This is a genomic window from Aerococcus sp. NPDC058936 (assembly GCF_042741995.1).
In the GTDB taxonomy this organism is placed as follows: Bacteria; Bacillota; Bacilli; order Lactobacillales; family Aerococcaceae; genus Aerococcus.
In genome coordinates, this window is sequence record NZ_JBHYKZ010000005.1 from 95,977 (window position 1) to 118,471 (window position 22,495).

Here is a 22,495-nt window from a genome sequence, read left to right on the forward strand (position 1 = left end):
TTCCTATCATTATCTTCGAGGCATTAGGCACGGAATTAGCCATGGTTTAATTCCGTGTCTGACTACTCATTCTTTTTTCACCACTTAGGCATGATAGAAAAATTCTCACATGTTTCTGAACGCCCTTTACAAATAAAAAAGAGACCTGCTTTTATACAGATCTCTCGTTTTGATTATTTGTTGTCATAGATTTCCGCGCGTTCGATTTCTTTTACTTGGAAATAGGCTGATATCAAAGGGATAATTAGCCCCGCGACCATGACCCCAAATAAGTTAAAGGCGACGGTACACATTAATGTTACGACTATCGGCAACCAAAAAGGTAGTTTTAAATCTTTACCGATGAGTAGTGGCTGCAAGATTTCGGTCAATAATTCAACACCCAAGTAAATGGCAAATAGCCACCAACCTACATAGGTATCCCCCTGCAACCATTCAATCAGTATCCAAGGAATAAAGACAACCCCTGCACCAATGACTGGTAGTAAGGCCACTAGACTAATCCCCATAGCCATTAGCCAGGCCAATTGAATATCTAGGGCCCAAAAGCCTACACCATAAATAATCACGGTCAAGAATAACAACTTAACTTCTGCGCCCACGTACAATTTAATGTTTTGAATGGTATGCAAGAAAACTTGTTTCCAAAAGGTGGCTTTTGTCATCTTATCATCCTTTCTTAGAAATCTTCCTGCCTATGTAGAACGCATCCTTTGACCGCTAAACTTATTTCTTAGCTTCTTTAGCATCGCGTTTAGCGACTGCACCGGCTAGATCGTAAGTATAATTTGGATCTAGAATACGGTCATTTTCGATGAAAGCATCTTTGATGGCTTGATTGATCGCCTTGTTGTCTTCATCACTTAATCGTTTAACATCCGGCAATTGGATTGGTTTACCAACACGTACTTTGGCACGGTTAGTTGTTTTCCAAGTGAATAAATCACGAATACCAATGGGCCCCTGGTAGGTAACAGGTAAGATTTCTGCCTTACCCATCTTGGCCATTGAAACAGCACCGTCTTTGATTTCATCTGAATAACGAGAGCCAGTTGGGAAAAGCCCAACATATTTCTCGCCTTCTTTGATGGTTCGAACAGCTTGTTTAATGGTTGAGGCGCTAGGATTTTCACGGTCAACTGGAATGATGTTGATGGTTGTGAAGAACCAGGCTAAAAATCTATTGGCTAATAATTCTTTCTTCGCCATAAAGGCTATTTGCTTAGGACGTAATGCCATGGCAATAAAGATTGGATCAAGGATTGAACGGTGAGGGCCAACTACTAGGTAATTGGCTTCTGGGTCGAAGGCCTCATCAATATCAATCTTTGTTGGACCATTAATTAACCGGATAAACCAGGATATTAAAGTCAGTAAAATATTATAAATCATCGGTTTCCCCTTCATCTATATCTTGATGTGCATCCGAATAGGTCTGCAACTGATACATATTATAATATGTGCCACCTTGTGCAATCAAGTCGTCATGGTTTCCGTGCTCGATGATGTGGCCATTTTTAAGGACAATAATTTGGTCTGCATCTTTAATTGTTGATAAACGATGGGCAATGATAATGGTTGTCCGACCTAGTCGCATATTAGCTAAACCAGATTGGATTTTCTGCTCTGTTTCGGTATCGATATTGGCTGTCGCTTCGTCTAATACCAAGATTTTAGGTTCCCGTAAGATTGACCGGGCAAATGATAACAATTGTTTTTGCCCTGTCGAGAATGCTGCCCCGCCTTCAATTACTTTGGCGTGATAGCCGTCATCAAGGGACTCGATAAAGTCATCAGCTTTGACGAATTGGGCTGCAGCCTTGACCATATCAGCAGAATAGTCTCCGTGCAGACGGATATTTTCAGCGATATCCCCGTAGAACATGAAAGAGTCTTGTAAGACTAAGCCGATATCTTCTCTCAGTTGCGTTATCGGGATATCTTTAATAGATTGACCATCAATTAAAATGTCCCCTTGGCTGAATTCATAGAACCGCATCAAGACATTGATAATCGATGATTTACCTGAACCAGTTTGGCCAACAAAAGCCACTGTTTGTCCAGGTTTAATATCGATATTGATATCATGTAGCACTTGTTTTTTCTCGTCATAAGAAAATGATAAGTCTTTAATTTGAATATGCCCTTCAGAGACTTTACCATCTGCGCCTGGATTAGAAACTGGCGCCATTTCCGGATTGTCTAGTAAGGCCAATACCCGCGATCCAGATACCATACCATCTTGGAAGATTGATAGGGAATCCATCATTTGGCCCATCGGTTGGAAAAAGGATTTCGCGTAAGAAGTAAAGGCATATACGACCCCGACATTAATGGCTACCCCTTGCAAGTCTTGGAAACCAAAAATATACAAGACAAGCACCAAGGCGATGGCTTCAAGTAAGTTGATTGCTGGCTGTAATAATAAGGCATTCATTTTGAACATACCTACACGAGCCCTTACATAAGTCTGGTTAACGTCATCGAATTCTTGCATCAAACGGTCTTGTTGACCATAGTTTTGAATGATATTCATTCCAGAAATCGATTCACTTAATTTCGCGTTCAAAGTAGATAAGGCTACCCGCATTCGGCCATAAATAAAAGTCGATTGACGTTGGTAGATATAAATCAAAATCAACATTACCGGTACAAAGCCCATAAATACAAGGGCCAAACCAGCATCTAGGGTAAACATGGCATAAGTAATAGCCACAATATTCAATAAACCGTCAAAGAAGGATAAAAAGACCTGCCAGAACTCTTTAATGGTTTCGGTATCATTTGTCACCCGTGACACCACTGAACCGTTTGGTGTTTGATCAAAATACCGCATACCCAAGTGCACTACTTTTTGATAAATCGTATTTCGCATGTTGGCTACTGTTTTTTCTGCCGTTAATTTGAAGGTAAAGTCTCTAAAGTAATACACCGCTACTTTTAATAGGGTTAAGCCAAAATAAAAGGCTGCGACCTGTATCGTCACTTGTAGGGTTGCTGAATTTGTACCCAACACTTCATCCAAATACCGTTGAATGATAATGGGTAGGTAAGCTGAAATAGCTGCTACAATCGCAGTTGCAACGAAGGATAAGGCAAAGGGTAGCCAATACGGTTTCCCAAAGCCGATAATGCCTTTGAAGATCCGCACTTGGTCAGCTAATGAAAACTTTGTTGGACTAGATTTCTCCATCAGAATCACCACCTTCACTAATTTTTCTTTGTAATTGTTGTTGGTTATAAGTATGGGCATACCAACCCTCTTCATGGACTAATTCGCTATGTTTACCGCGTTCAATAATCGTCCCTTTATCCATGACAATGATTTCTTCTGCATGCATCACTGAAGACAGACGCTGAGCCGCAATAATTGTTGTTTTATTGGCTCGTTCTTGACGTAAATTGGTCAAAATATTTTCTTCCGTTTGCGCGTCTACCGCAGATAAGGAGTCGTCCATAATTAAGTATTCTGGGTCAACCGCTAAGGCACGAGCAATAGCAATCCGTTGTTTTTGACCACCAGATAAGGACACCCCACGTTCCCCAACTTCCGTTTGATAACCTTCGGGGAATTTCATGATGTCTTCGTGAATATCCGCTACTTTGGCGTAGTGAATGACCTCTTCTTCAGATAGGTCTGGATTCCCAAAGCGAATGTTTTCTAAAATCGTATTTGAAAATAGGAAATTCGTTTGTGGTACATAACCGATTGCTGAAGACAGTGTATTTAAACTAAAATCTTTGATATCTTTGCCGTCATAGGTAATTTGGCCTTCGTATTGGTCATAATCACGCATCAGCAACTTGAAAATTGTCGTTTTGCTAGACCCGGTCCGACCAACGACACCAAGCATATTGCCTTCTTCCAAGTGGAAACGCGTATCTGATAATTTCGTCCGCCCGTCATCTGGGTAGGCAAATTCCTGAATGTCAAAATGGATATCCCCTTGAATCGGCGTTGTAATAGGTTGATCAGCTTCAACGATAGCTGGCTGCTCGTCCAACAATTCAGACACCCGGTCCCACGATGCGTTTCCACGCTCAAGCGTATTGACCAGGTGGCCAACCGCAATTAAAGGCCAAGCCATCATAGACAAGTATGAAATGTAGGCAATCAAGTCACCGACTGTGATCCGACCGTTTTGGATAAAGTAAGTCCCAAAGAAGATAGTCAATACATAAGTTAAACCAGTGATAATCTCAATCATTGGCGTGTAAGCTGCATCCGCTTGGTAAACTTTACGGTTCATTTCGACCACTTGGTTGGTTTTTTCAACGAAATCTTGGTAGTAGTCTTCTTCTTCACCGAACGTTTTGATGACTTTCATCCCAGAAACATTTTCTTGGACTTCGTCATTTAAACTAGAGAAGGCTTCAAGCGATTTACGAAACCGCTTGTTAATGATTCGACCCAGAACACGGGCCACCACAATTAGAATAGGGAATGGCAGGATGGTCACTAGTGTTAATTGCCAGTCGATTAAGACAAACATAGAGAACAAGGTCACAACAGAAATGGAGATAGAATCCGTTAAGGTCAGAATTCCCCCACCAGCAACAAATCGCAAGGCCGCTAAGTCGTTTGTGGCATGGGCCATCAAGTCACCCGTCCGATATTTATGGTAAAAAGTGGCATCCATTTTTGTAAAATGACTAAACAAACGATTACGCATAATCGATTCTAGTAAAGTCGAATTGCCAAAAATAATCGTCCGCCAACCGTAACGAAGTACATACATAATAATAGCCAATAATAAAATAAGGCCTGTTTGAGTGATTAATAATTGCCCAGTTAAAGAGCCTGCTGCTAATTGGTCTACCATATTCCCTACAATTCTAGGGGTCATAGCAGATAAAATAGCACAGGTAACCAATGCCGTTATCCCAAAGGCATAGCTCTTCCACCGCAATTTAAAAAACCAACCCAATTTTTTAAAAATTGAAAACATTTCTTCCCTCCTAAATAAATACTCACCTATTATCTACCAAATCTTGACCAATTGCGAAAATTAACACCCACTTGTAGATAAAAATTTGGTTAGACAACGAAACAGCCTCCGCATGCCTTATTAGCTGCGGAGGCTACTGTTGATATTAAGCGCTTGTTGGCGCTTTAATCTCATTATTTCGATTTTTTGCTCGTCTTCCTCATAGATTGTGTGATTTGACGCACACGTTTTTCTGAAGGTTTTTGACCCATTGACATCATCATTGAACGAATCATGTCATCAGAAATTGGTGGATTTTCTTCAAAATAGTTCACCATATATTTACGGGCGATAAAGAATCCCCCAACAGCACCTAAAACAGCTGCGATAATTACGATTAAAATCCAAGCTCCTGTACTTAGCATAGTCTCTACACTCCTCTCATCTGTTTACAAGATAAAATTTTACTAAAGTATCTCCTCTTTTGCAAAGCTTTTCATAAATTATACACCTTTAAATGTCAATTGATGTAATACATCCTGGAAATGATTAGGAAGTGGCGCATCAAAGACCATATGTTCACCTGTGACTGGATGTTCTAATTCTAAGCGGTGTGCATGTAATAATTGGCCGTTTTCACTAAAGAATCGCTCTTTATATTGTCTTGCATACAAGGGATCATCCACAATTGGATGGTTGATAAAGTTAGCATGAACACGAATTTGGTGGGTTCTACCTGTTTCCAATTGGAAGTTGACCAAGGTATACCCAACGTACCGGTGTTTTACCGTGAAATGCGTAACTGCGTGACGACCGGCTTCGTTGGTTTCAAATTTCAACCGGTCTTTTTCATGACGGCGGATTGGTGCATCAATGGTTCCGCCCGCTTCAAAAATTTCCCCATAAACTAAGCCTGAATAAATTCGTGTCATTTGGTGGTTGGCCACTTGTTCAGTTAGATTTTCAAGGGCTGCTTGTGATTTAGCGATCACTAGTAATCCGGTGGTGTCCTTGTCTAATCGATGGACGATACCTGGTCTAAAAGACTCGCGACCAACCGCTAGTTGCGACCCATTTTCCTGCACATGGTATAACAAACCATTCACTAAGGTATTAGTTGGGTGATTCACGGAAGGATGTACGACTAGGTTTGCCGGTTTATTTACCACCAAAATGTCGTCATCTTCAAATACGATATCTAAAGCCATCTTTTCGGCTACTGGTTTAAATTCTTCCGCTTCAGTAGGCACCGGTTTTTCAACTCCGACTATGTCTCCATTAACCAAGGCTTGTGACGCTTTAGCCACCTTGCCATTTACTGTGACCAATTTTTCTTTGATCCATTTTTTGATTGTAGTTCGGCTTTCGTCTGTCAATTGGTTGGTGACGAATTGGTCTAAGCGCAAGCCGTCTTCACCCGTATAAGTATAATTAAATACTGTCTTTTCTTCTGTCAAAATGATACTCCTCACTAGTTACCGGTTCTTTTTTTCCAATTGGTTTTCAGGGGTAATAATCATGTAGACTATCATCATAATGACACCAATGGTTAGGCAAACGTCCGCTACGTTAAATATTGGAAAATCCATAAATGCTAATCGAAACATGTCGATCACGTAGTTTAAATGCAGGCGGTCGATAAAGTTACCCAAGGCTCCTGCAATCATAAAGGAAAGGCCTGTAGCCAGTAGCGGTGCGCCTTTAGCTTCCTTATGAAGCATGTAAACGAGGACAGCCACAACAGCAACTGTAATGATATAAAATAGCCACATTTGCCCTGAGAAGATCCCCCAAGCAGCCCCATCATTTTGGATATAAAAGAAAGAAAGGATACCCGGTATGAAATCTTGCCCTTCATTGACAGCAAAATTGGCCACTGTCCAATACTTCACGATTTGGTCAATACCAACTAAAATTGCAATTAATAGATAATTCAGTAACATAAATCCTCCTGAGCCAATCGGCCGATATTCTTTAAATATATTTTACCATTCTTCTAGCTTATTTATTGGCTAATTTAGCTTGGCGAATCCCGTCTTTAGCTAATTGGTCAGCTTTCTCGTTATATTTGTTGCCTGTATGGGCTGCGACTTTCACGAAGCCGATAGCTAGATCCTTGGCTTGGTCTTGCATATAGTCCTGATATTCCTTGGTATATTCGTTTTTTGCCTGCCAAGATTTTAGGGCCCACTCCGCGATCCCCATATAATCATGGTAAATCACGACATTTTTAGCACCTGATTTTTTCGCAATTTTAACAGCATGCATCGCAGCGATAATTTCACCGGCTACATTCCTCATTTTAGCCAATCCTTCTGTGTTACGACCACCCTTATAAGTTTTGATTGTATTCTGGTATAAGACTACCCCCCCGTAGCCAAAGTAACCAGAACTTTTATCGAAAGAACCGTCTACATAAACGGACATGGTATCAGCATCAACCTGGCCGTTTTTACCATCTATAGTCAGCCAGCGGATTTCTTCCCCTTGACTTGTATTAGACACTGGCTGTGACCCATTACCCATAAAGGCTTCTGCCTCTTCTAGGCTTGTAAATGACTTATAGACTGCACCCGAGAAGCCTTTAACTTGCTTCTGACAGTCAGACCACGTCTTATAGATTCCTGGTGTTTTTCCTTTTTTCACTGCATAAAATTTTGCCATGGTTAGTCAACCACTCGCTTTCTATTATTGTAAATTGATGATATTTTGATATCTATCTGAATTGATTATACTGATTTTCTCTCCTACCTTCTCCAAGGAAATTTTAGCATAAAAAAAGTGAGACCTAAGCCCCACTTCCCTTCACTAGTTTTGAAATACTAACGGTGTTAATCTTTTATTAAGCGGGTGACGAGAATCGAACTCGCGACGATAGCTTGGAAGGCTATGGTTTTACCACTAAACTACACCCGCATGCAAAACTAATACAAGAAATAGTATAGCACCTTTTGTATTACTTTTGCAAGTGTTTTTAGACAAAAAAAGTTTTTAATACATCTAAAGATATAATCATTTTCTGTGTAACCGGTCGTCCCCAGATGGTTTCAAGGGCTTGGGCATATAAATCCATTTGTCCTTGGTAGCGATCTATCAAGGTTTGTTCTTGTTGGCTTTCATTTAGATATGCAATTCGGTCGGTTTTAAAGTCATATAGATAAATTTCATCCGCAAATAAAATAAAACCATCAATTGTCCCGTGGACTAACAAGTCATCATCTGTTGCCATATCCGTAAAGATTTCTGAGCCGGCCATCATAAGAGAGAAGGTTTCTTCTCTATATAAGCGGTCAACTTGTTTCAAAATCAATTGCCCTGCTGCCGAATCGAAGAAAGCAACTAATTTATCTACTTGAATATGGGCCCAAAGTTGCTGATTCAAGATGCCTGCTTTGCACAGGTCATCAAACAGCGCTTTAAAAGTTCCTTCACTTGGTTTAGTCGTTAAGTCCACCTTTTGCATCAATAGATGGGCCGCTGACCCAATGGCTGTTGGTGTCACCGCTTGTTCTTTAGCCAAGAAATTGGGTTGGTCATAATCTTCTTCGGTGTAACGGAAAGTCTTGGTCAATTTGTTTTGATTGTTGACTGACCATGGTTGCAAGTCGTGATCACTTGGATCTTGTAGCATCCGTTTCAATTCCGATACAGATTGGAAGGATGTCGTCTTGGTAGCAGATTGGTAAGCATAATCTAGGTCTGCTGTTGGTAGATGGATGACTTGCTTGTAAGCTTGGGGATTAGTCGCCATTTTGTCATCTGTTAAAATAGCTGCTAAGATTTCTGCTTGGTCAACCTGAATCGATTCATCCACTGCTTGTACCCACTTGTTGCGACCAGCTACCGCCTCTTCACTGGAAACCACCGAAATCCGGAAGTTGGTCTTAGTGTTGGCTAGGTAATCTGGAATATGGACTGATTGGTTGACCTGGTCAAAATCATGGTGGCGCATAAGGGCCGGGCCAATCCAATCAAGTAGACTGTTGGCTTTTATCCGACCTGAAGGCGACAACTGTTCGTCTTTCATCAGAAGTCCTTGCCACTTGCCGATAGTTTGATCGAAGTTTTTAACCATACCCACTAGTACCAATTGCTGTTCAGCACGTGTTAGGGCTACGTACAATTTCCGCATCTCTTCAGCCAACATATCCTTCTTCTCAAATCGCTTGGCCATGATTTCAAACATGTTTGGATACGTGATGTGGCGTGTTCTATCAGACAATTTCACCCCGATACCGATGGCGTCGTTATAAATCACTGAATTTCTAAGGTCTTGGGAGTTAAATCGCTTGGAAATGTTATAGACGTAAACGAGCGGAAACTCTAGTCCTTTTGAATGGTGAATAGTATAAACGTGAACTGCAGATTGGGTATCGTCCCCATGTTTTGGTGCCTGCAAGTCGTTGTCTTTTTCTTGAATTTTCTCCACAAAGCGGATAAATTGGAAAATCCCCTTAAAGGCTGATGCCTCATAATCAGAAGCCAATTTATAAAAGCCGTGCAAATTATTTTGGCGGATCTCACCATTCGGCATCCCACCTACATAATCTAAAAATCCGGTATCTATATAAATTTGCCAGATTAAAGTAGCTAAGGGCTTGTCACGGGCAATATCCCGCCAGGCCAAGTGCCAGTTGTTAAAGGTCCGCAACTTTGTTGCCACACGCTCATCTTGCCCTTCATCCAAAGTCAAATAGGCTTTCATGGCGTCATAGTAGGTTGCCTGTTTGTTGGCTATCCGGATTTTCGCTAAGTCTTGTTCATTTAAACCAATGATTGGGGACCGCAAAATGGCCGCCAAGGGAATATCTTGGTAAGGATTATCAATAAATTTCAAGACATTCAACATGACGCGGATCTCCGTCCGTTGAAAATAATTGGCCGAATCATCTAACAACAAAGGGATTTTATACTGGGCAAAGACGTCCTCTAATTCTGAATGATTACGTCTAGTTGCAACTAGAATAACGATATCATCAAAAGTGATTGGTCGATCCGCCTGCAACTTCTTGTCATAGATCATATGCTGGTTATTGATCTTATCCAAAATAGATTGAGCAATCAATTCTGCTTGCATTTTCGTGCCATTAGAGACGTCATTATCTAAGTCGTCTTGGTCAGTTTCGCTACCTTTACTACTATCTTCCTCATCATATAATAGGATTTCTGTCTGCATTCGGTCAGTTTCTGGATAAGCGGTAAAACCTAATTTAAGGGCTGCATCCTCATCATAAGCAATCTGACCCACTTGCGGATCCATGACCTGACGGAAGATAAAGTTGGTAAAATCAAGGACATCTCCTCTTGAACGGAAGTTTTCCGCTAAGACTATCCGTTGCCCTCCATTACCATCAGCGAATTGATTGAACTTATGGATAAATAAGCCAGGTTCTGCAAAGCGGAACCGGTAAATTGACTGCTTCACGTCCCCTACCATAAACATGTTGGGGTCATCCGGATTCCCTGAAACAGCCTGTAGAATCGCTTCCTGTAAGGCGTTGACGTCTTGGTACTCATCCACCATTACTTCAGTGAATTTGTCCCGGTAATAAGCCTTAGCTTCATTCATAGTATTGGCGTTCTCAATCAAATTTTCACCGTCGCGAGATTCGGTATCATCTAGTTGCTTACTTAAAATTTGGTAGGTAAAGAGTTCGATATCCGAAAAATCTAAAATTCGTTGGTCAAATTTATGGGCAGTCATACGGTCAGTAAAGATTTTTTCGACATTGATAATGGCTTGCCCGAGTTTTTTAGCATCTTGGATAAATTGCCCTTGATAATGTTCATCAAAGGTAAAGTAAGGCATGATATCCTTATCAAAAACATCCTTAATTGTTGCGTCATGGCGATCCTTTAATTGGGTTCGCAATTCGTTTTGGGCATCGTTACCATCTTCAAAATCTTTTTTACTTTTTCTGACAAGGCTTGGAAAGGGAACTGCAACCACTTGCTGGTAGGCCTCTTTATAAGAAGTTTGTACATTCGTTTTTAACTGGTCTAAATAAGCCAACTTTTCTTTGACAGAAGTAGCCATTTTTTCAAAACCAACCGCTTCTGTAACTGGCAGGTCTTCGATATACAACCGAATAGTATTTTCGAGGGCCTCTATTTCACCCAGTAATGCCGGCACCACATAGTCTTTATAAAAAGCGGATTCTCCATATGGGGTATCTTCATCTGGATATTTAGCCACTAAACCATCTAGCCAGTCATTTGGATGCGTGTGGACTCGAGACTTGTTGTATAAATCAAAAATCAATTGGTCAATCTTGTCGTCTTTACGGTCAGAAGCAACATGATTGGCCATGCGTAAATAATCTGCATCTTCTGTCGCTAGCAAATCCTCTTTTAAGGATGCCCAGACATTTTCAAAATGCATCATATTTTCCGTTTCATCAGTTAATAAACGGTAAACCGGGTCTAAATCAATCAAGAAATAATAGCGCTGGATGACTTGCTTACAAAAAGCATCAATGGTTGAAATATTGGCTTGCGGTAATTTAGCAATTTGCTGCAAGTAATGTTGTCGACTATCGGCATCTGATTCTTCGTTGATCATTTCTTGTAAAGCTGATTCCAAACGCTCTTTCATTTCACTGGCTGCTTTTTCGGTAAAAGTCACGACCAGTAACTCATCAACCCCATAGCCACGACGTACCTTTTGCAAGATACGTTGGACGAGGACACTGGTTTTACCAGAACCGGCAGAGGCTGAAACCAGCAAGTTATCCCCTTCTAAATGAATGGCTGCCCATTGATCGGCTGTATAACGAGCATTAGCCTCCGTTTGCAGTGGAATGGTCGTTTGTTTCTGTCTATTCTTCATCTGCTGTTTGGTCCTCCTCTGCTTCATTCTCATCAACTTCAGCATCAATTGCCAACGCTTGGAAAAATTCATCCGGCGACATAGATGGATTTGGGCGATATTTATTGGTATAGTCCGTTGCATCAAACATAGAAACAGACCGGTAAGGCTCAGTCATAGAGGGAATATAAGGGTCGTCTTCAAGTGGATTTAATGCAATATGACCTGACACAATTTGTTCTGCTGTGGTCACAATCTTCTCTTCCACAAAAGCTAATAATTGATCCAACTCATCTTGAGTCAATACCTTAGCCGCCTTAGCAAAATCGCCATCCTTCTTCCGGCTAACCGCGTAAACACTTGATTTACTGCCCGGTTCAAGTCCTTCACTATGCATCCCTTCCAGTAAATCATAGTCAGCTCGCACATAACCCGACAGTTTCAAATCCGCTAAAATCTGGTCTGCAATATTCTTGTCCGTCAAATCTGTTTGCTTTTCAATTTTTACTTGGGGTTGGAAGATCCTTTGGTAGAAAGCGCCAAGTGGCAGGCTTGTTTGTCCATCTTGATTTAACTGGTCTAAAGCCACCTTTAAATAGGTATACAACTGCAATTGTGCCCCAACATAAATTTGGTCAAATTTCACGTCATGAGCTGACGACTTATAATCAACCACTTGAATAAAGTTTTGTGAAAGGTCATTTTCTTCCTGTGATACCGCATCAATTCGGTCAATTTTTCCTCGTAAACGAACTTCTTGTCCATTTGCTAAAGTGAAATGGGTAATCGTCTCTTCTGCATCGTCCTCATTTTGGGTATAGCCAAACCGTTGTTCCGTTTCAATGGTTTCCACGTTAACCGCTTGTCGCTGTTTAATTATATTTTCAACCAGCAACTGAATGGTCCCTGTCATCGATTCCTGCAAATAACTATTGCGGTGGTTGACCTTAAAGACCGTATACTCAGGATAGACATCCGGATCATTTAATTTATCCGTCACATTGCCTAAAATCTCCTTGACCTCTCCGTCAGAGAGATTAGCTAAATCAAAGTTTCTTTGATTGACCTCTTTGAAAAAATGGTCCAGCATTTCATGAAAGTAGTTCCCTGTTTGTAAGGAATCTAATTGGAAGCTAGGTCGCTCTTTTAATTTCAACCCATATTTCAAATAATAAGAAAAGGGGTCTCGGTTATAGAGTTCAAGCTGGGAAACAGATACAGCCAAAATATCACCGTATAAGGACCGTGACAATTCTGGCGTAAGGGGCAATACCGTATTATGGTAAGTCAAACTAGACTGCAACCATGTGAAGAAGTTCTTAGCAGATTGGTTGGATACTACTTGTTGGTATACAGGCCGCCATATCTGGCTTAAACTTTGTTGGCCGTGGGCATCTTGGGCCATTGCTTTTAGTAAATAGCGGACCTGTGAGTGGGCATTTCCGAGTTTTAGCAGAGTTTCTTCTGACGCCTGGTCAGACGGTTGGCGTAGGTACTTGGTATTTATTTTAAAAGCATCTGCAATACGGGCAACCATTGGTGATAAGCCTTCAGTATCCGCGTCACCGTTGTTTATTGGGTAAGAAATATATAGATGGTCAGTGGCAGATAGGAAAGCTAAATAGGCTTTATAGGCCTCATTGTTATTTTTACTATCAGCCGATTGTTTTAAGGCTTGTAAGTCATCTAATTGACTGACCACTAATTGCCGGTCCTCATTCGTTAATAAAGATTTTTCTTCATAGACCACCGGCAAAGCATACTTTGATAGACCCATAAGGAATGTGATTTTCTTTGCTTCTACCTTATTTTCATCAAAAGATCCGATTGTAACAGAATCCATTGTTGGTGGCACCATAGCATAGCCAGCATTTTGAAAGGCCAGATCTAGAATCTTGAAGAAATAATCTAGGTCAAAAGATTCTTCTCCAAATAATTGAACATAGTCATCTAGCATATGGATAAAAGTCTGCCAAGCTTGTTCGTGTTGTCGCGCTTCTTGTAACTGACCAGTTTCTAAATAGTTATCCCGCCATGTCATTAAACTGGTTGGAATGCCGCTATTGGCTAGAAATTGATAAAAGAAAGTAATGGCTTCTTCAGTTGTTTGGTCCTTTTCCCAGTTGGTAAATAAGGGCGACAAGGCCCCCACAACAAAGGATTTTATATGGTTAGCCGTTGCTTCAATGGCAATATCTCGTTTAGTACCAATCTTTTCGCCATCTTCGCCCACTAAAATGTAGGACCAAGTCCGGTCTTTAGACCACCAAAACTGCCCTTCATAACCATTGCGTAAAACCACATTTTCAGTTAGATCAATAGCATCACGAAATTGAATTTGTGCTTGCTTATTTGCTGATAAACCGTCTAGTAAATCATCGGTCAAATTAAAAGCTTGCGCCCCGTATTGGTTGATTTCACCTAAGTCGACTGGCATTAATAGTTCACTTCGCAGTAGGTCAAAAACATCCTGATACCGCCAATTCCCTTGGTAAACCCGGTACAAGCTCATCATCAATCGGTACAGGGGATGTAAGGCCATATCCTCTTGGAAATTAGCGAAATAAGGGATTTCATTGGCTTCAAGAGCTGCTTGCAAGGCATGTTGGTATGTCGGTTCATCTCTGGTTAATATTTGAATATCCTTATAGCGGTAATCCGTATTGGGGTCTGCCACTAGCCGGTAAATTTCATTAGCCACTTGGTCAGCTTCCATATGGGTAGAGGGCAGCTCCCAAATCTCCATAACTTGGTTGACAGCGGCTATTGCTTCATCTGTTTGCGTCACTTGGCCACTTTCAACACGGTTGTCCGTTCTTAAGTAGTTGTCTAAGATTTTAAAACCATCTGCATAGCTAGCACCCTCTTCGGCCAAAATTGGACTAGCAAATGGAATACCTTGCTTTCTAGCAAATTGCATCAGTTGATTATAGGTTTTCCCTGTTACCGTAAATAACTCATACCAATCAGGTGTCCTAAAGTCATAAGGTTTGTCTATATTCAAGACAATTTGCACTTGGGGACAATTTTCAAGGAATGAAACAATAGTCTCAAGTTCCTGAGCGTTGAAATAATCAAAGCCGGTGATAATTATTCTTGTTTTAGATAAATCTTGGTCTGAAATTGCTTGTCTCAGCTGGGCAAAAACGTTTTGTTCTTCCATGGTTAAGCCCACTAAATACTTCTCGTACGCTCCGTATATCGCAGCTAATTCTTTCATCTTCTTGACTTGATTTTGAATCAATGGCTGGTCGCTTGAAACATAGCTAGACAATGAATTTAAAAAAACCTCACTAGTAATTTGACCATTCACCAGCTCCTTAAATAAGTCAGCTAAAGCTTCCACAAAACCAATCTGGTTATATTCACCGCGGTAGACCAGTAGATCATCTTTCATATCAGCTAAAACGCGTCCAATTACCATAATATTCCCGATATCAGAAATATCTCCTACTGATTGGCTATCTTGTTTCTGCAGTAAATACCAAGCCAACCGTTTAAACGATTGCACTTGTAGTCGCATCATGCCAGCATGTTTCTCGTCGTTAGTATGGCCGGCATTCAATTGAACTGCTTTCATTTGACGTAAGACAGACATCTCTAAATCAAATTTCATATTATCATCGGTGATGATAAAAACTTGGTTGTCGATATCTGCTCTTAGATAGGCATCAATGTCTTCATATACAGCCTTTAAGTTATTTTGGGTTGGTGTTTTTAAAATAAACTGTAAATTCATAAGCACTCCTTTTGGTTAAAGCAAATGATTTAAATTGCTAAATATATAAAAGGAGAAGCTGGCACCTTGCAGACGCCAACTTCTTTGTTTGCGGTAAATATATCTACCTTCTTTTATTTAGTTTGACATTTATAGCTGGTTGTAGTCGCCAGCGTCCTCAATGATGGCAAGAATAACTTCAGTTGCTTTCACCATCGTTTGCAGGCTGACATATTCAAAACGACCGTGCATGTTTTCCCCACCCGCAAATAAGTTTGGTGTTGGTAGTCCCATGTAAGTCAATTTAGAACCATCAGTACCACCACGAACTGCAATAATATCAGGTTGGATACCAACAGCAGCAAATGCATTTTCAGCTAAAGTTACTGGACGCATATCTTTTTCAATGATTTCACCCATGTTGTAGTATTGGTCATTTAAAGTCACTGTGGCAATGTCACTACCATAGAAGGCGTTCAGCTTAGCCGCAGCTTCTTGGATTAAAGCCTTACGGTTTTCGAACTGTTGACGGTCATGGTCCCGGATAATGTAAGTTGCTCTAGCACCTTCTACATTCCCTTCCATACCCATTAAATGAAAGAAACCTTCACGCCCTTCTGTATTTTCAGGACGTTCATTTTCTGGTAATTGGTTATGGATATCAATAGCCACTTGTAAGGCATTGATCATTAAATCTTTTGCTGAACCTGGGTGAATGTTCTTACCTGCTACTTCAACCACGGCAGAAGCAGCATTGAATGTTTCAAATTCCAATTCACCTAGTGGGCCACCATCCATAGTGTAGGCAAAGTCGGCCGCAAAACGGTCAACATCAAAACGGTCAGCCCCAACACCAATTTCTTCATCCGGACCAAAAGCCACTTTCACTTCTCCATGTTTAATAGATGGATTGTCGATTAGGTATTTACCAGCAGTAACGATTTCAGCAATACCTGCCTTGTCATCTGCACCAAGTAAAGTTGTCCCATCGGTAGTAATCAAAGTTTGACCGACATATTTGTTTAAAGAATCAAACTCAGCAGGATTCAATTCGTACCCAGAGTCACCTAAAGGAATTACTGAACCATCATAGTTTTCAATGATTTGTGGGCTGATGTTTTCAGCATTAAAATCAGCCGTATCTACATGGGCAAAGAATCCGATTGTTGGGTAGTCTTTGCTGTCATCTGTTGCAGGAATTGTCGCTGTAACGAAAGAGTCTTTTTCATTGTAGAAAACATCTGAAAAACCTAACGTCGTTAATTCTTTGGCTAATTTTTTAGCAAAAGCTACTTGGTTTGGTGATGACGGTACTTGGTCCGCATTCGCCTCGTTTGAACGTGTATTTTCTTTTGCATAAGTTATAAAACGGTTTAATAATTCTTGGTCTTTAATTTGGTAAGTCATTTAGTCTTTCCTCCTATATAAATGTAAATGGATCGGTGTTTAATTGGCTAATAACTACATCAACCTGCCAATTATTTTCATCATTCCATTGTATAAACTTGTCTGTCATCTTGGATTTCACGATTGATTCAAAATGGTGGCCTGGGTCAATCACATTTAAGCCTGCTGCAATCATGTCGTGGCCGGTATGGTAGTAAACATCGCCGGTGATAAAGGTGTCCGCCCCCTTAGCTAGTGCGTCTTCAAAGTAAGATCCCCCATCACCACCCAGGACAGCCACCCGTTTAACTGGTCTATTGCCATCAGCAACGACCATTCTTAAGCCATTAACGCCCGTTTTTGTTTTCACAAATTCACCAAAAAATTCAAGGGTCATCGGTTCGGCTAAATCACCAATGCGTCCAATACCAATCGCTTGGCCAGTCGTTTCATCCGTCGTATGCGCTCGCAATAATTCTACATTTTGGATCTCATATAAATCAGATAACCAGTCATTCATCCCCTCTGGCGCAGCGTCCAAATTGGTATGTGCTGCATATACCCCAATACCTGAACGAATAATTTCCGCATACATCGCTTGTTGTGGATCATCTTCTGTTAGGCGTTTCACCGGTTTAAAAATGGGTGGATGATGGGCAAAAATAAAATCCGCCCCAATTGCCTTAGCTTCTTCAACCACTTCAGGGCGAATATCTAAGGTCACTAAAATCTTGTGAATCTCTTGATCGAGACGGCCAAAATGTAAGCCAGTTGGGTCTCCTTCAACGGCATAAGATTCTGGTGCAAAATTTTGGAATTGCTGGATAAATTCTTTAATTGTGAGTGACAAATCAATGCCTCCTTAAGCTAATTGTGCTTGTATCGCTGCCTTCAATTCTTTATAGCGAGCGATCTTGTTTTCATCGCGATTATTGGCTTGTTCAAGTTGGTCTAATACATAGTTTGTCCGTTTCAATTCTAATTGCCATTTTTCTTGGAAAATGGCTGCATATTTTTCTTTGTTGAATAAGCCAAATAAAATATCATCATTCGTTAATTCCTGTTGTAGATTGTCACGATAATCCGCCACAATCACTTCATAGAACTTGCCATTTTCAGCAATCATCGCTTCATCAACGATCTCATAAGAATGCTTGTTTAACCATTGACGGACCTTGTCTTCTGCCACATTTGGTTGCAGAATCAGACGTGGATTAGTCGCTAATTTGCCGTCGATTAAACCTTGCGTTAAAATATCCACGATTAAAGCCCCACCCATTCCACAAATGGTAATGGTGTCAATTTGGTCTGCTGGTTGAATAACAGCTAACCCGTCGCCAAGTCGCGCTTCAACCATATGACCTAATTCCTGACGGGCAATTTCTTGTTGGGCAGACTGGAAAGGACCTGCTACAACCTCACCCGCAATCGCACTAGTGATTTTATCTTGACTGGCCAAATTCGTTGGTAAGTATGCGTGGTCTGACCCAATATCTGCCAGTCGCGCGCCATCTTTCACAAAAGATGCGACCGATGCTAGTCGGTCTGATAAGTGATTTACATTCATAATTTATCTTCTCCACTCGTTTTCAATACAGAACAATTATAACAAAGATTCAGGTATTTTTTAGGGATTTGCTTCGCAAAATAATAAGATAATTTTCACTTTACAATAAAAAACATTAGGCGTAAAATATTCAATGTTTTAGAAAAGGAAGTTTAGTACTTTTCGCCGAATTAGCTCAGTTGGTAGAGCATCTCATTCGTAATGAGGGGGTCACAAGTTCGATTCTTGCATTCGGCATATAGATATTGATATATGAATAAAAATTAAATATAGTGTTGTTCGGACGTCAATTCAGTCCCTGCCAATACTATTTTTTTCGCTATTTACTTAACCATTTGTAGCTATTAGAAAAATAAAGTTGGTATAGTTTATCATCTGTTGCACCGAAATCATCATCCAATATTTCATCACTTGGTCTTCCAATAATTCATGGTCACTTTAAATAAAGCATGGTCAACTTTTACTTTAAAAGTCATTGTACGACTCCTTATAAAAATCACCGAAGAACTTTTGAATCTACCCTTGTTATTTATTCTTTAATTTAACTCAATATCTAGACATTCATTGAAGTTAATACTATTTATTTGTAATTTTAGAAGTTTTTCCCTCTAAATAGATTGTGCTTTCTGTGATTTTTAATACTTTTTATTATATACTATTGTTGAATGTTCAACAGTTTAGTGATATTTCAAACATCGCGTATGACTATTGATTATGTGAACGGAGGTATTTTATGACAATTGTAGATTTTCAACAAGTGCTCGATTTCTGGTTTGCAGCTGAAAATGCAGACTTGTTGTTCGCAAAAGACGACCACTTTGATGCCGCAATCCGTGCCCAATTTCTGGATACGTGGACGGCGGCCGCTAATAATGAACTTTGGCGGTGGCGTGATGATCCTCATGGACGCTTAGCGGAGATTATCATCCTAGACCAATTTTCCCGCAACCTTTGGCGTGGATCTGCCAAATCATTTTCCCAAGATAAAATGGCTCTCGCCTTATCGCAAGAATTGTATGACCAGCCAGCTTTTAATGACCAATTTAATGAGCAGGAAAAAATCTTCGCAGTTATGCCATTTATGCATTCTGAATCTAAAGTCATCCACAAATGGTCCTTAGCCATTTTTCAAGAAATTGGTAACGAAAATAATTTACACTACGAGAAGCTTCACAAGAATATCATCGACAGGTTCGGTCGGTATCCTCACCGCAATGAGGTGCTAGGCCGTGAGACTACCGCTGAAGAAGCTGAATTCCTGACCCAAGAAAATTCTTCGTTTTAAACAATGATCCAAGCAGAAGCAAACTACATAGTCGGTTTTTACATGATTGGATGATGTATTGTCAAATTTAGAGAGGATTCCATCGAATACAATGTCGATTTAGCCAGGGAAGCCGTCACAATCTCTAACGATTGAAGAACAAATCGAAAGCTTATCAAATTTAGCACCTTGGATTACCAACCTTCATGTCTTTCATTGACAACAAGACTTCTACAACCGTTATCCATTAGATGATGGGCATGATGAATGGTTACAATACTTCCAAACCATTGAAAAAGAGTCCCAAAAAAACATCATTACCTCATTCAATTTGTACCTGGCGAAGACCAAAAACAAGGATTCTTAGACAGTGTAGCCACTTTGAAATCTTGGTTAAACCAATTAGACATTGAATATTAATTCATCGCTAACAATAAACAAAGACGCAATACCTTTGTCGGCCTCCCAGCCAGCAAGTTCTTGCGTCTTTTTCCTATAGACATTTATTCAAATTTTTGACCTTATTGATAAGATGTTATTAAAAATACTTACTTAATATAGGTGGCAAAGTCTGTGAGTTCGAAAGGATTGGTATTCCCGCTAATAGTAATAACTTTATTCCCTTTTTGGATACTTAGGTAATTGGTTTCTGGATTGGATACTGAGAATCGACCCATACCATAGTCTTCTGGCGCGGTTAATAAGTTTTCTTCTAAATACTGAACCACAGTTGATGCTAGTGTTAACCCATCATCGCTGCCGTCGTTCTGTGCTTGGGTAGAAAAATCCCAGTGCCCTTCGTTCCATGAAGTATGGATTTGTCCTGCACCAGCGTCCATATAACCGGTGATGCCGTAACCCAAATCTACTGTTTCCCCGCCGATTTCTGCATAGTTATTTTGCGAAATCTGTTCGGCTGCTGCTTCACCACTATCGTAGTTGTCGATCGTAATGGAAGCTATTTTGACATCATCAAATTCTCCGTTAGCTAAACGTTCGTCCCCGTACGGCACTTGTTCTTCGATGCCATAGAAGTCAATTTTAATCCCCTGATCTGTTTCACTTGTGTAGGCTGTTGGGAATACCGTTATCCCTTCTGGCAGTGGGATATCAGTAGGAATATAGTCGACATAGTCACTGGCCACGTCAGCTTGAATGGCTTCAATGATAGCCGCCACGCTATTGTCATCCGACGTTTGATTTTCGTCTGATGATGCTTCTTCTGAATTAGTGTCTTCCGATGATTCCTCTGTTGAAGACTCGGATTCATTTTCCGTTTCATCACTAGACTCACTAGAAGTACTTTCTGATGATTGCCTGCTTGTTTCCGATGAGACACTTTCTGACTCGTTAGACGTCTCTGTATCGCTAGATGCGGTGTCTTGTCCGAACATGCCACATCCTGATAAGGCGATGACTGAGACAAATAACAGCATGCTTTTAGAAAATTTCATAAAAGTGAACCTCTTTCCATCGATCTTCCTACCTGCAGTTATTTCTGTATATATATTTTAAGTCAAAATTCCCCCATAATCCAAGGATGACCTGTAGTCCACTAATTTAAATTGAATAAAGTACAAAAATCAATAATTTTAAATACAAAAAATACCCTGAATATTATCCGAAAAAGGACACTATTCAGGGTAGATGGCTATTCAAATAGGTGATAATCGTGGTGATTAACCTCTTCGGCCATTTTCTCTTTATAATCATAGGTCCTATCTTGAATCATAGACTGGCTATAAAACTTATAAAGGTGGTATTGCAAGTAAGCGGCCAATAAACCAATCAAGGTCCCAATGACAATACCTTCAAATCGGTAGCTGAGATAGTCAAAGCCAAGATTTGGATTCTGAAAAGTTAATTGAATCAAAACCATATTGGTCACGAAGAAAATCCCCATTGAATAATTGCGCGGGATAAAGTACTCAGCCAATAAGTATAAAATAACTACTGCACCGATCCGTACAATATGCGGGATTGGGATAATAATGATTAAAGCAGCTGTTGCCAGACCGGCTATGGTCCCAAAAACTCTTTGGAAACTTCTATTTAAAATAATTTCCAGTGTGTTCCCTTGAAGGATGGCTGAACAGGACACGATAATCCATGAATAAGGACTCAGATCGAGCACAATATTCATATAAGACGCGAAGAATAAGACGGCTGCATAATAGAAAGAATCAACCACCATCCGTGGATCTTGTCGAATAGCCTCTTTTAAATGGAAGGTGAAGGTAAAGGTTTGTTTAGGTAAATGCAGATATTTCACTAATATATAGGCCATGATTAGGGAAACCACAATCCCGTAGTTAAATTCAAGCAATTGCACAGGCATTTGATTGAGTGGTATATCTCGTGTAGCAGCTGCAGCCATCACTAAAATAACGAAAATATCTCCTGGCTTATCGATCCGGTAAATCCGGTAGATCAGTCTGGCAAAAAAGGCTACTAGGCCGATTGCTATGGGGGCAATTAAAGGAATTTGCCCGATGATTAAGCCGACTGTATAAGCCACCATTAAGGTCATGGCCACAAAAACCATCCGTTTAATCGTCCGACTACCTTCAAAAGATTGAAAATGTAAGAAAGTAAATAAACCTAAGCTAGATGTGGCATTTATCCCAGGCATATCCAATAAATAACCGGTTAAATTGACAATCAAGGTACAAAAACCAGCGACTAATACTCGTTCTAAATGATCATTTGGCGAGGGTTTTAATAATAATGTTTGTTTAATAAATGAACGCATGTAGTTTCCTCCAAAAAATACCGGACCTGCCTTTTTTATATCAGCCAGCATCCGGTTGCCCTTCCATTATAC

Annotated in this window: 16 protein-coding genes and 2 tRNA genes; 2 read left to right on the forward strand and 16 right to left on the reverse strand. The window is 40.3% G+C overall.

The features are described from left to right. Nucleotides 1-173: 173 nt before the first annotated feature. The 14 genes from ACFW0C_RS05350 to ACFW0C_RS05415 all read right to left on the reverse strand — a co-directional run bounded on the left by ACFW0C_RS05350 (nt 174) and on the right by ACFW0C_RS05415 (nt 18,407). Entirely contained in the window at nt 174-665 is a 492-nt protein-coding gene (locus tag ACFW0C_RS05350) for an AI-2E family transporter (RefSeq protein ID WP_378106023.1), read from the reverse strand. 61 nt (nt 666-726) lie between these two features. Continuing rightward, nucleotides 727-1,392, reverse strand: a complete 666-nt coding sequence (locus ACFW0C_RS05355) for a lysophospholipid acyltransferase family protein (RefSeq protein WP_378106025.1) — start codon at nt 1,390-1,392, stop codon at nt 727-729. Next, a complete protein-coding gene (locus tag ACFW0C_RS05360) occupies nt 1,382-3,193 on the reverse strand; it encodes an ABC transporter ATP-binding protein (protein WP_378106136.1) in 1,812 nt (603 codons plus the stop codon). The genes ACFW0C_RS05355 and ACFW0C_RS05360 overlap by 11 nt, the downstream gene beginning before the upstream one ends. Then, nucleotides 3,180-4,949: an ABC transporter ATP-binding protein gene (locus tag ACFW0C_RS05365; RefSeq protein WP_378106027.1), complete on the reverse strand. Its 1,770-nt coding sequence runs from the start codon at nt 4,947-4,949 to the stop codon at nt 3,180-3,182. The genes ACFW0C_RS05360 and ACFW0C_RS05365 overlap by 14 nt, the downstream gene beginning before the upstream one ends. Before the next feature lie 173 nt (nt 4,950-5,122). Then, nucleotides 5,123-5,353, reverse strand: coding sequence for a YneF family protein (locus ACFW0C_RS05370; RefSeq protein ID WP_378106030.1), 231 nt, complete (start codon nt 5,351-5,353; stop codon nt 5,123-5,125). Between the two features lie 78 nt (nt 5,354-5,431). Beyond that, complete coding sequence (locus ACFW0C_RS05375) at nt 5,432-6,385, reverse strand: RluA family pseudouridine synthase (protein ID WP_378106033.1); 954 nt, start codon at nt 6,383-6,385, stop codon at nt 5,432-5,434. A gap of 18 nt (nt 6,386-6,403) precedes the next feature. Next, on the reverse strand, nt 6,404-6,871 hold the full coding sequence (lspA, locus tag ACFW0C_RS05380) for a signal peptidase II (protein ID WP_378106035.1): 468 nt from the start codon (nt 6,869-6,871) through the stop codon (nt 6,404-6,406). Between the two features lie 58 nt (nt 6,872-6,929). Then, complete coding sequence (locus ACFW0C_RS05385; protein ID WP_378106038.1) at nt 6,930-7,592, reverse strand: viroplasmin family protein; 663 nt, start codon at nt 7,590-7,592, stop codon at nt 6,930-6,932. A gap of 181 nt (nt 7,593-7,773) precedes the next feature. Further along, a tRNA-Gly gene (locus ACFW0C_RS05390) sits at nt 7,774-7,844 on the reverse strand. Between the two features lie 58 nt (nt 7,845-7,902). Beyond that, the gene (gene addA, locus ACFW0C_RS05395; protein ID WP_378106041.1) at nt 7,903-11,757 is read right to left on the reverse strand and encodes a helicase-exonuclease AddAB subunit AddA; all 3,855 of its coding nucleotides are present in this window, start codon (nt 11,755-11,757) and stop codon (nt 7,903-7,905) included. Continuing rightward, nucleotides 11,747-15,475 (reverse strand): PD-(D/E)XK nuclease family protein, encoded by a 3,729-nt coding sequence (locus ACFW0C_RS05400; protein WP_378106042.1) that lies wholly within the window; start codon nt 15,473-15,475, stop codon nt 11,747-11,749. Before ACFW0C_RS05400 ends, addA begins: the two co-directional genes overlap by 11 nt. A gap of 129 nt (nt 15,476-15,604) precedes the next feature. Beyond that, on the reverse strand, nt 15,605-16,861 hold the full coding sequence (pepT, locus tag ACFW0C_RS05405) for a peptidase T (RefSeq protein WP_378106044.1): 1,257 nt from the start codon (nt 16,859-16,861) through the stop codon (nt 15,605-15,607). 13 nt (nt 16,862-16,874) lie between these two features. Further along, the gene (locus ACFW0C_RS05410) at nt 16,875-17,690 is read right to left on the reverse strand and encodes a Nif3-like dinuclear metal center hexameric protein (protein WP_378106047.1); all 816 of its coding nucleotides are present in this window, start codon (nt 17,688-17,690) and stop codon (nt 16,875-16,877) included. Between the two features lie 12 nt (nt 17,691-17,702). Beyond that, the gene (locus ACFW0C_RS05415; RefSeq protein WP_378106048.1) at nt 17,703-18,407 is read right to left on the reverse strand and encodes a tRNA (adenine(22)-N(1))-methyltransferase; all 705 of its coding nucleotides are present in this window, start codon (nt 18,405-18,407) and stop codon (nt 17,703-17,705) included. 164 nt (nt 18,408-18,571) lie between these two features. Here ACFW0C_RS05415 and ACFW0C_RS05420 point away from each other — a divergent pair. Beyond that, a tRNA-Thr gene (locus ACFW0C_RS05420) sits at nt 18,572-18,644 on the forward strand. Nucleotides 18,645-19,140: 496 nt separating this feature from the next. Beyond that, a complete protein-coding gene (locus ACFW0C_RS05425; RefSeq protein WP_378106050.1) occupies nt 19,141-19,692 on the forward strand; it encodes a DUF924 family protein in 552 nt (183 codons plus the stop codon). A gap of 527 nt (nt 19,693-20,219) precedes the next feature. Here ACFW0C_RS05425 and ACFW0C_RS05430 read toward each other — a convergent pair. Then, the gene (locus tag ACFW0C_RS05430) at nt 20,220-21,125 is read right to left on the reverse strand and encodes a hypothetical protein (RefSeq protein WP_378106053.1); all 906 of its coding nucleotides are present in this window, start codon (nt 21,123-21,125) and stop codon (nt 20,220-20,222) included. 197 nt (nt 21,126-21,322) lie between these two features. Beyond that, nucleotides 21,323-22,423: an FUSC family protein gene (locus tag ACFW0C_RS05435; RefSeq protein WP_378106054.1), complete on the reverse strand. Its 1,101-nt coding sequence runs from the start codon at nt 22,421-22,423 to the stop codon at nt 21,323-21,325. Between the last annotated feature and the right edge of the window lie 72 nt (nt 22,424-22,495).

Coding starts and splice junctions, on each gene's coding strand:
- ACFW0C_RS05350 (WP_378106023.1), bottom strand. CDS start 665: ATGACAAAAGCCACCTTTTGGAAACAAGTTTTCTTGCATACCATTCAA.
- ACFW0C_RS05355 (WP_378106025.1), bottom strand. CDS start 1,392: ATGATTTATAATATTTTACTGACTTTAATATCCTGGTTTATCCGGTTA.
- ACFW0C_RS05360 (WP_378106136.1), bottom strand. CDS start 3,193: ATGGAGAAATCTAGTCCAACAAAGTTTTCATTAGCTGACCAAGTGCGG.
- ACFW0C_RS05365 (WP_378106027.1), bottom strand. CDS start 4,949: ATGTTTTCAATTTTTAAAAAATTGGGTTGGTTTTTTAAATTGCGGTGG.
- ACFW0C_RS05370 (WP_378106030.1), bottom strand. CDS start 5,353: ATGCTAAGTACAGGAGCTTGGATTTTAATCGTAATTATCGCAGCTGTT.
- lspA (WP_378106035.1), bottom strand. CDS start 6,871: ATGTTACTGAATTATCTATTAATTGCAATTTTAGTTGGTATTGACCAA.
- ACFW0C_RS05385 (WP_378106038.1), bottom strand. CDS start 7,592: ATGGCAAAATTTTATGCAGTGAAAAAAGGAAAAACACCAGGAATCTAT.
- addA (WP_378106041.1), bottom strand. CDS start 11,757: ATGAAGAATAGACAGAAACAAACGACCATTCCACTGCAAACGGAGGCT.
- ACFW0C_RS05400 (WP_378106042.1), bottom strand. CDS start 15,475: ATGAATTTACAGTTTATTTTAAAAACACCAACCCAAAATAACTTAAAG.
- pepT (WP_378106044.1), bottom strand. CDS start 16,861: ATGACTTACCAAATTAAAGACCAAGAATTATTAAACCGTTTTATAACT.
- ACFW0C_RS05415 (WP_378106048.1), bottom strand. CDS start 18,407: ATGAATGTAAATCACTTATCAGACCGACTAGCATCGGTCGCATCTTTT.
- ACFW0C_RS05425 (WP_378106050.1), top strand. CDS start 19,141: ATGACAATTGTAGATTTTCAACAAGTGCTCGATTTCTGGTTTGCAGCT.
- ACFW0C_RS05430 (WP_378106053.1), bottom strand. CDS start 21,125: ATGAAATTTTCTAAAAGCATGCTGTTATTTGTCTCAGTCATCGCCTTA.
- ACFW0C_RS05435 (WP_378106054.1), bottom strand. CDS start 22,423: ATGCGTTCATTTATTAAACAAACATTATTATTAAAACCCTCGCCAAAT.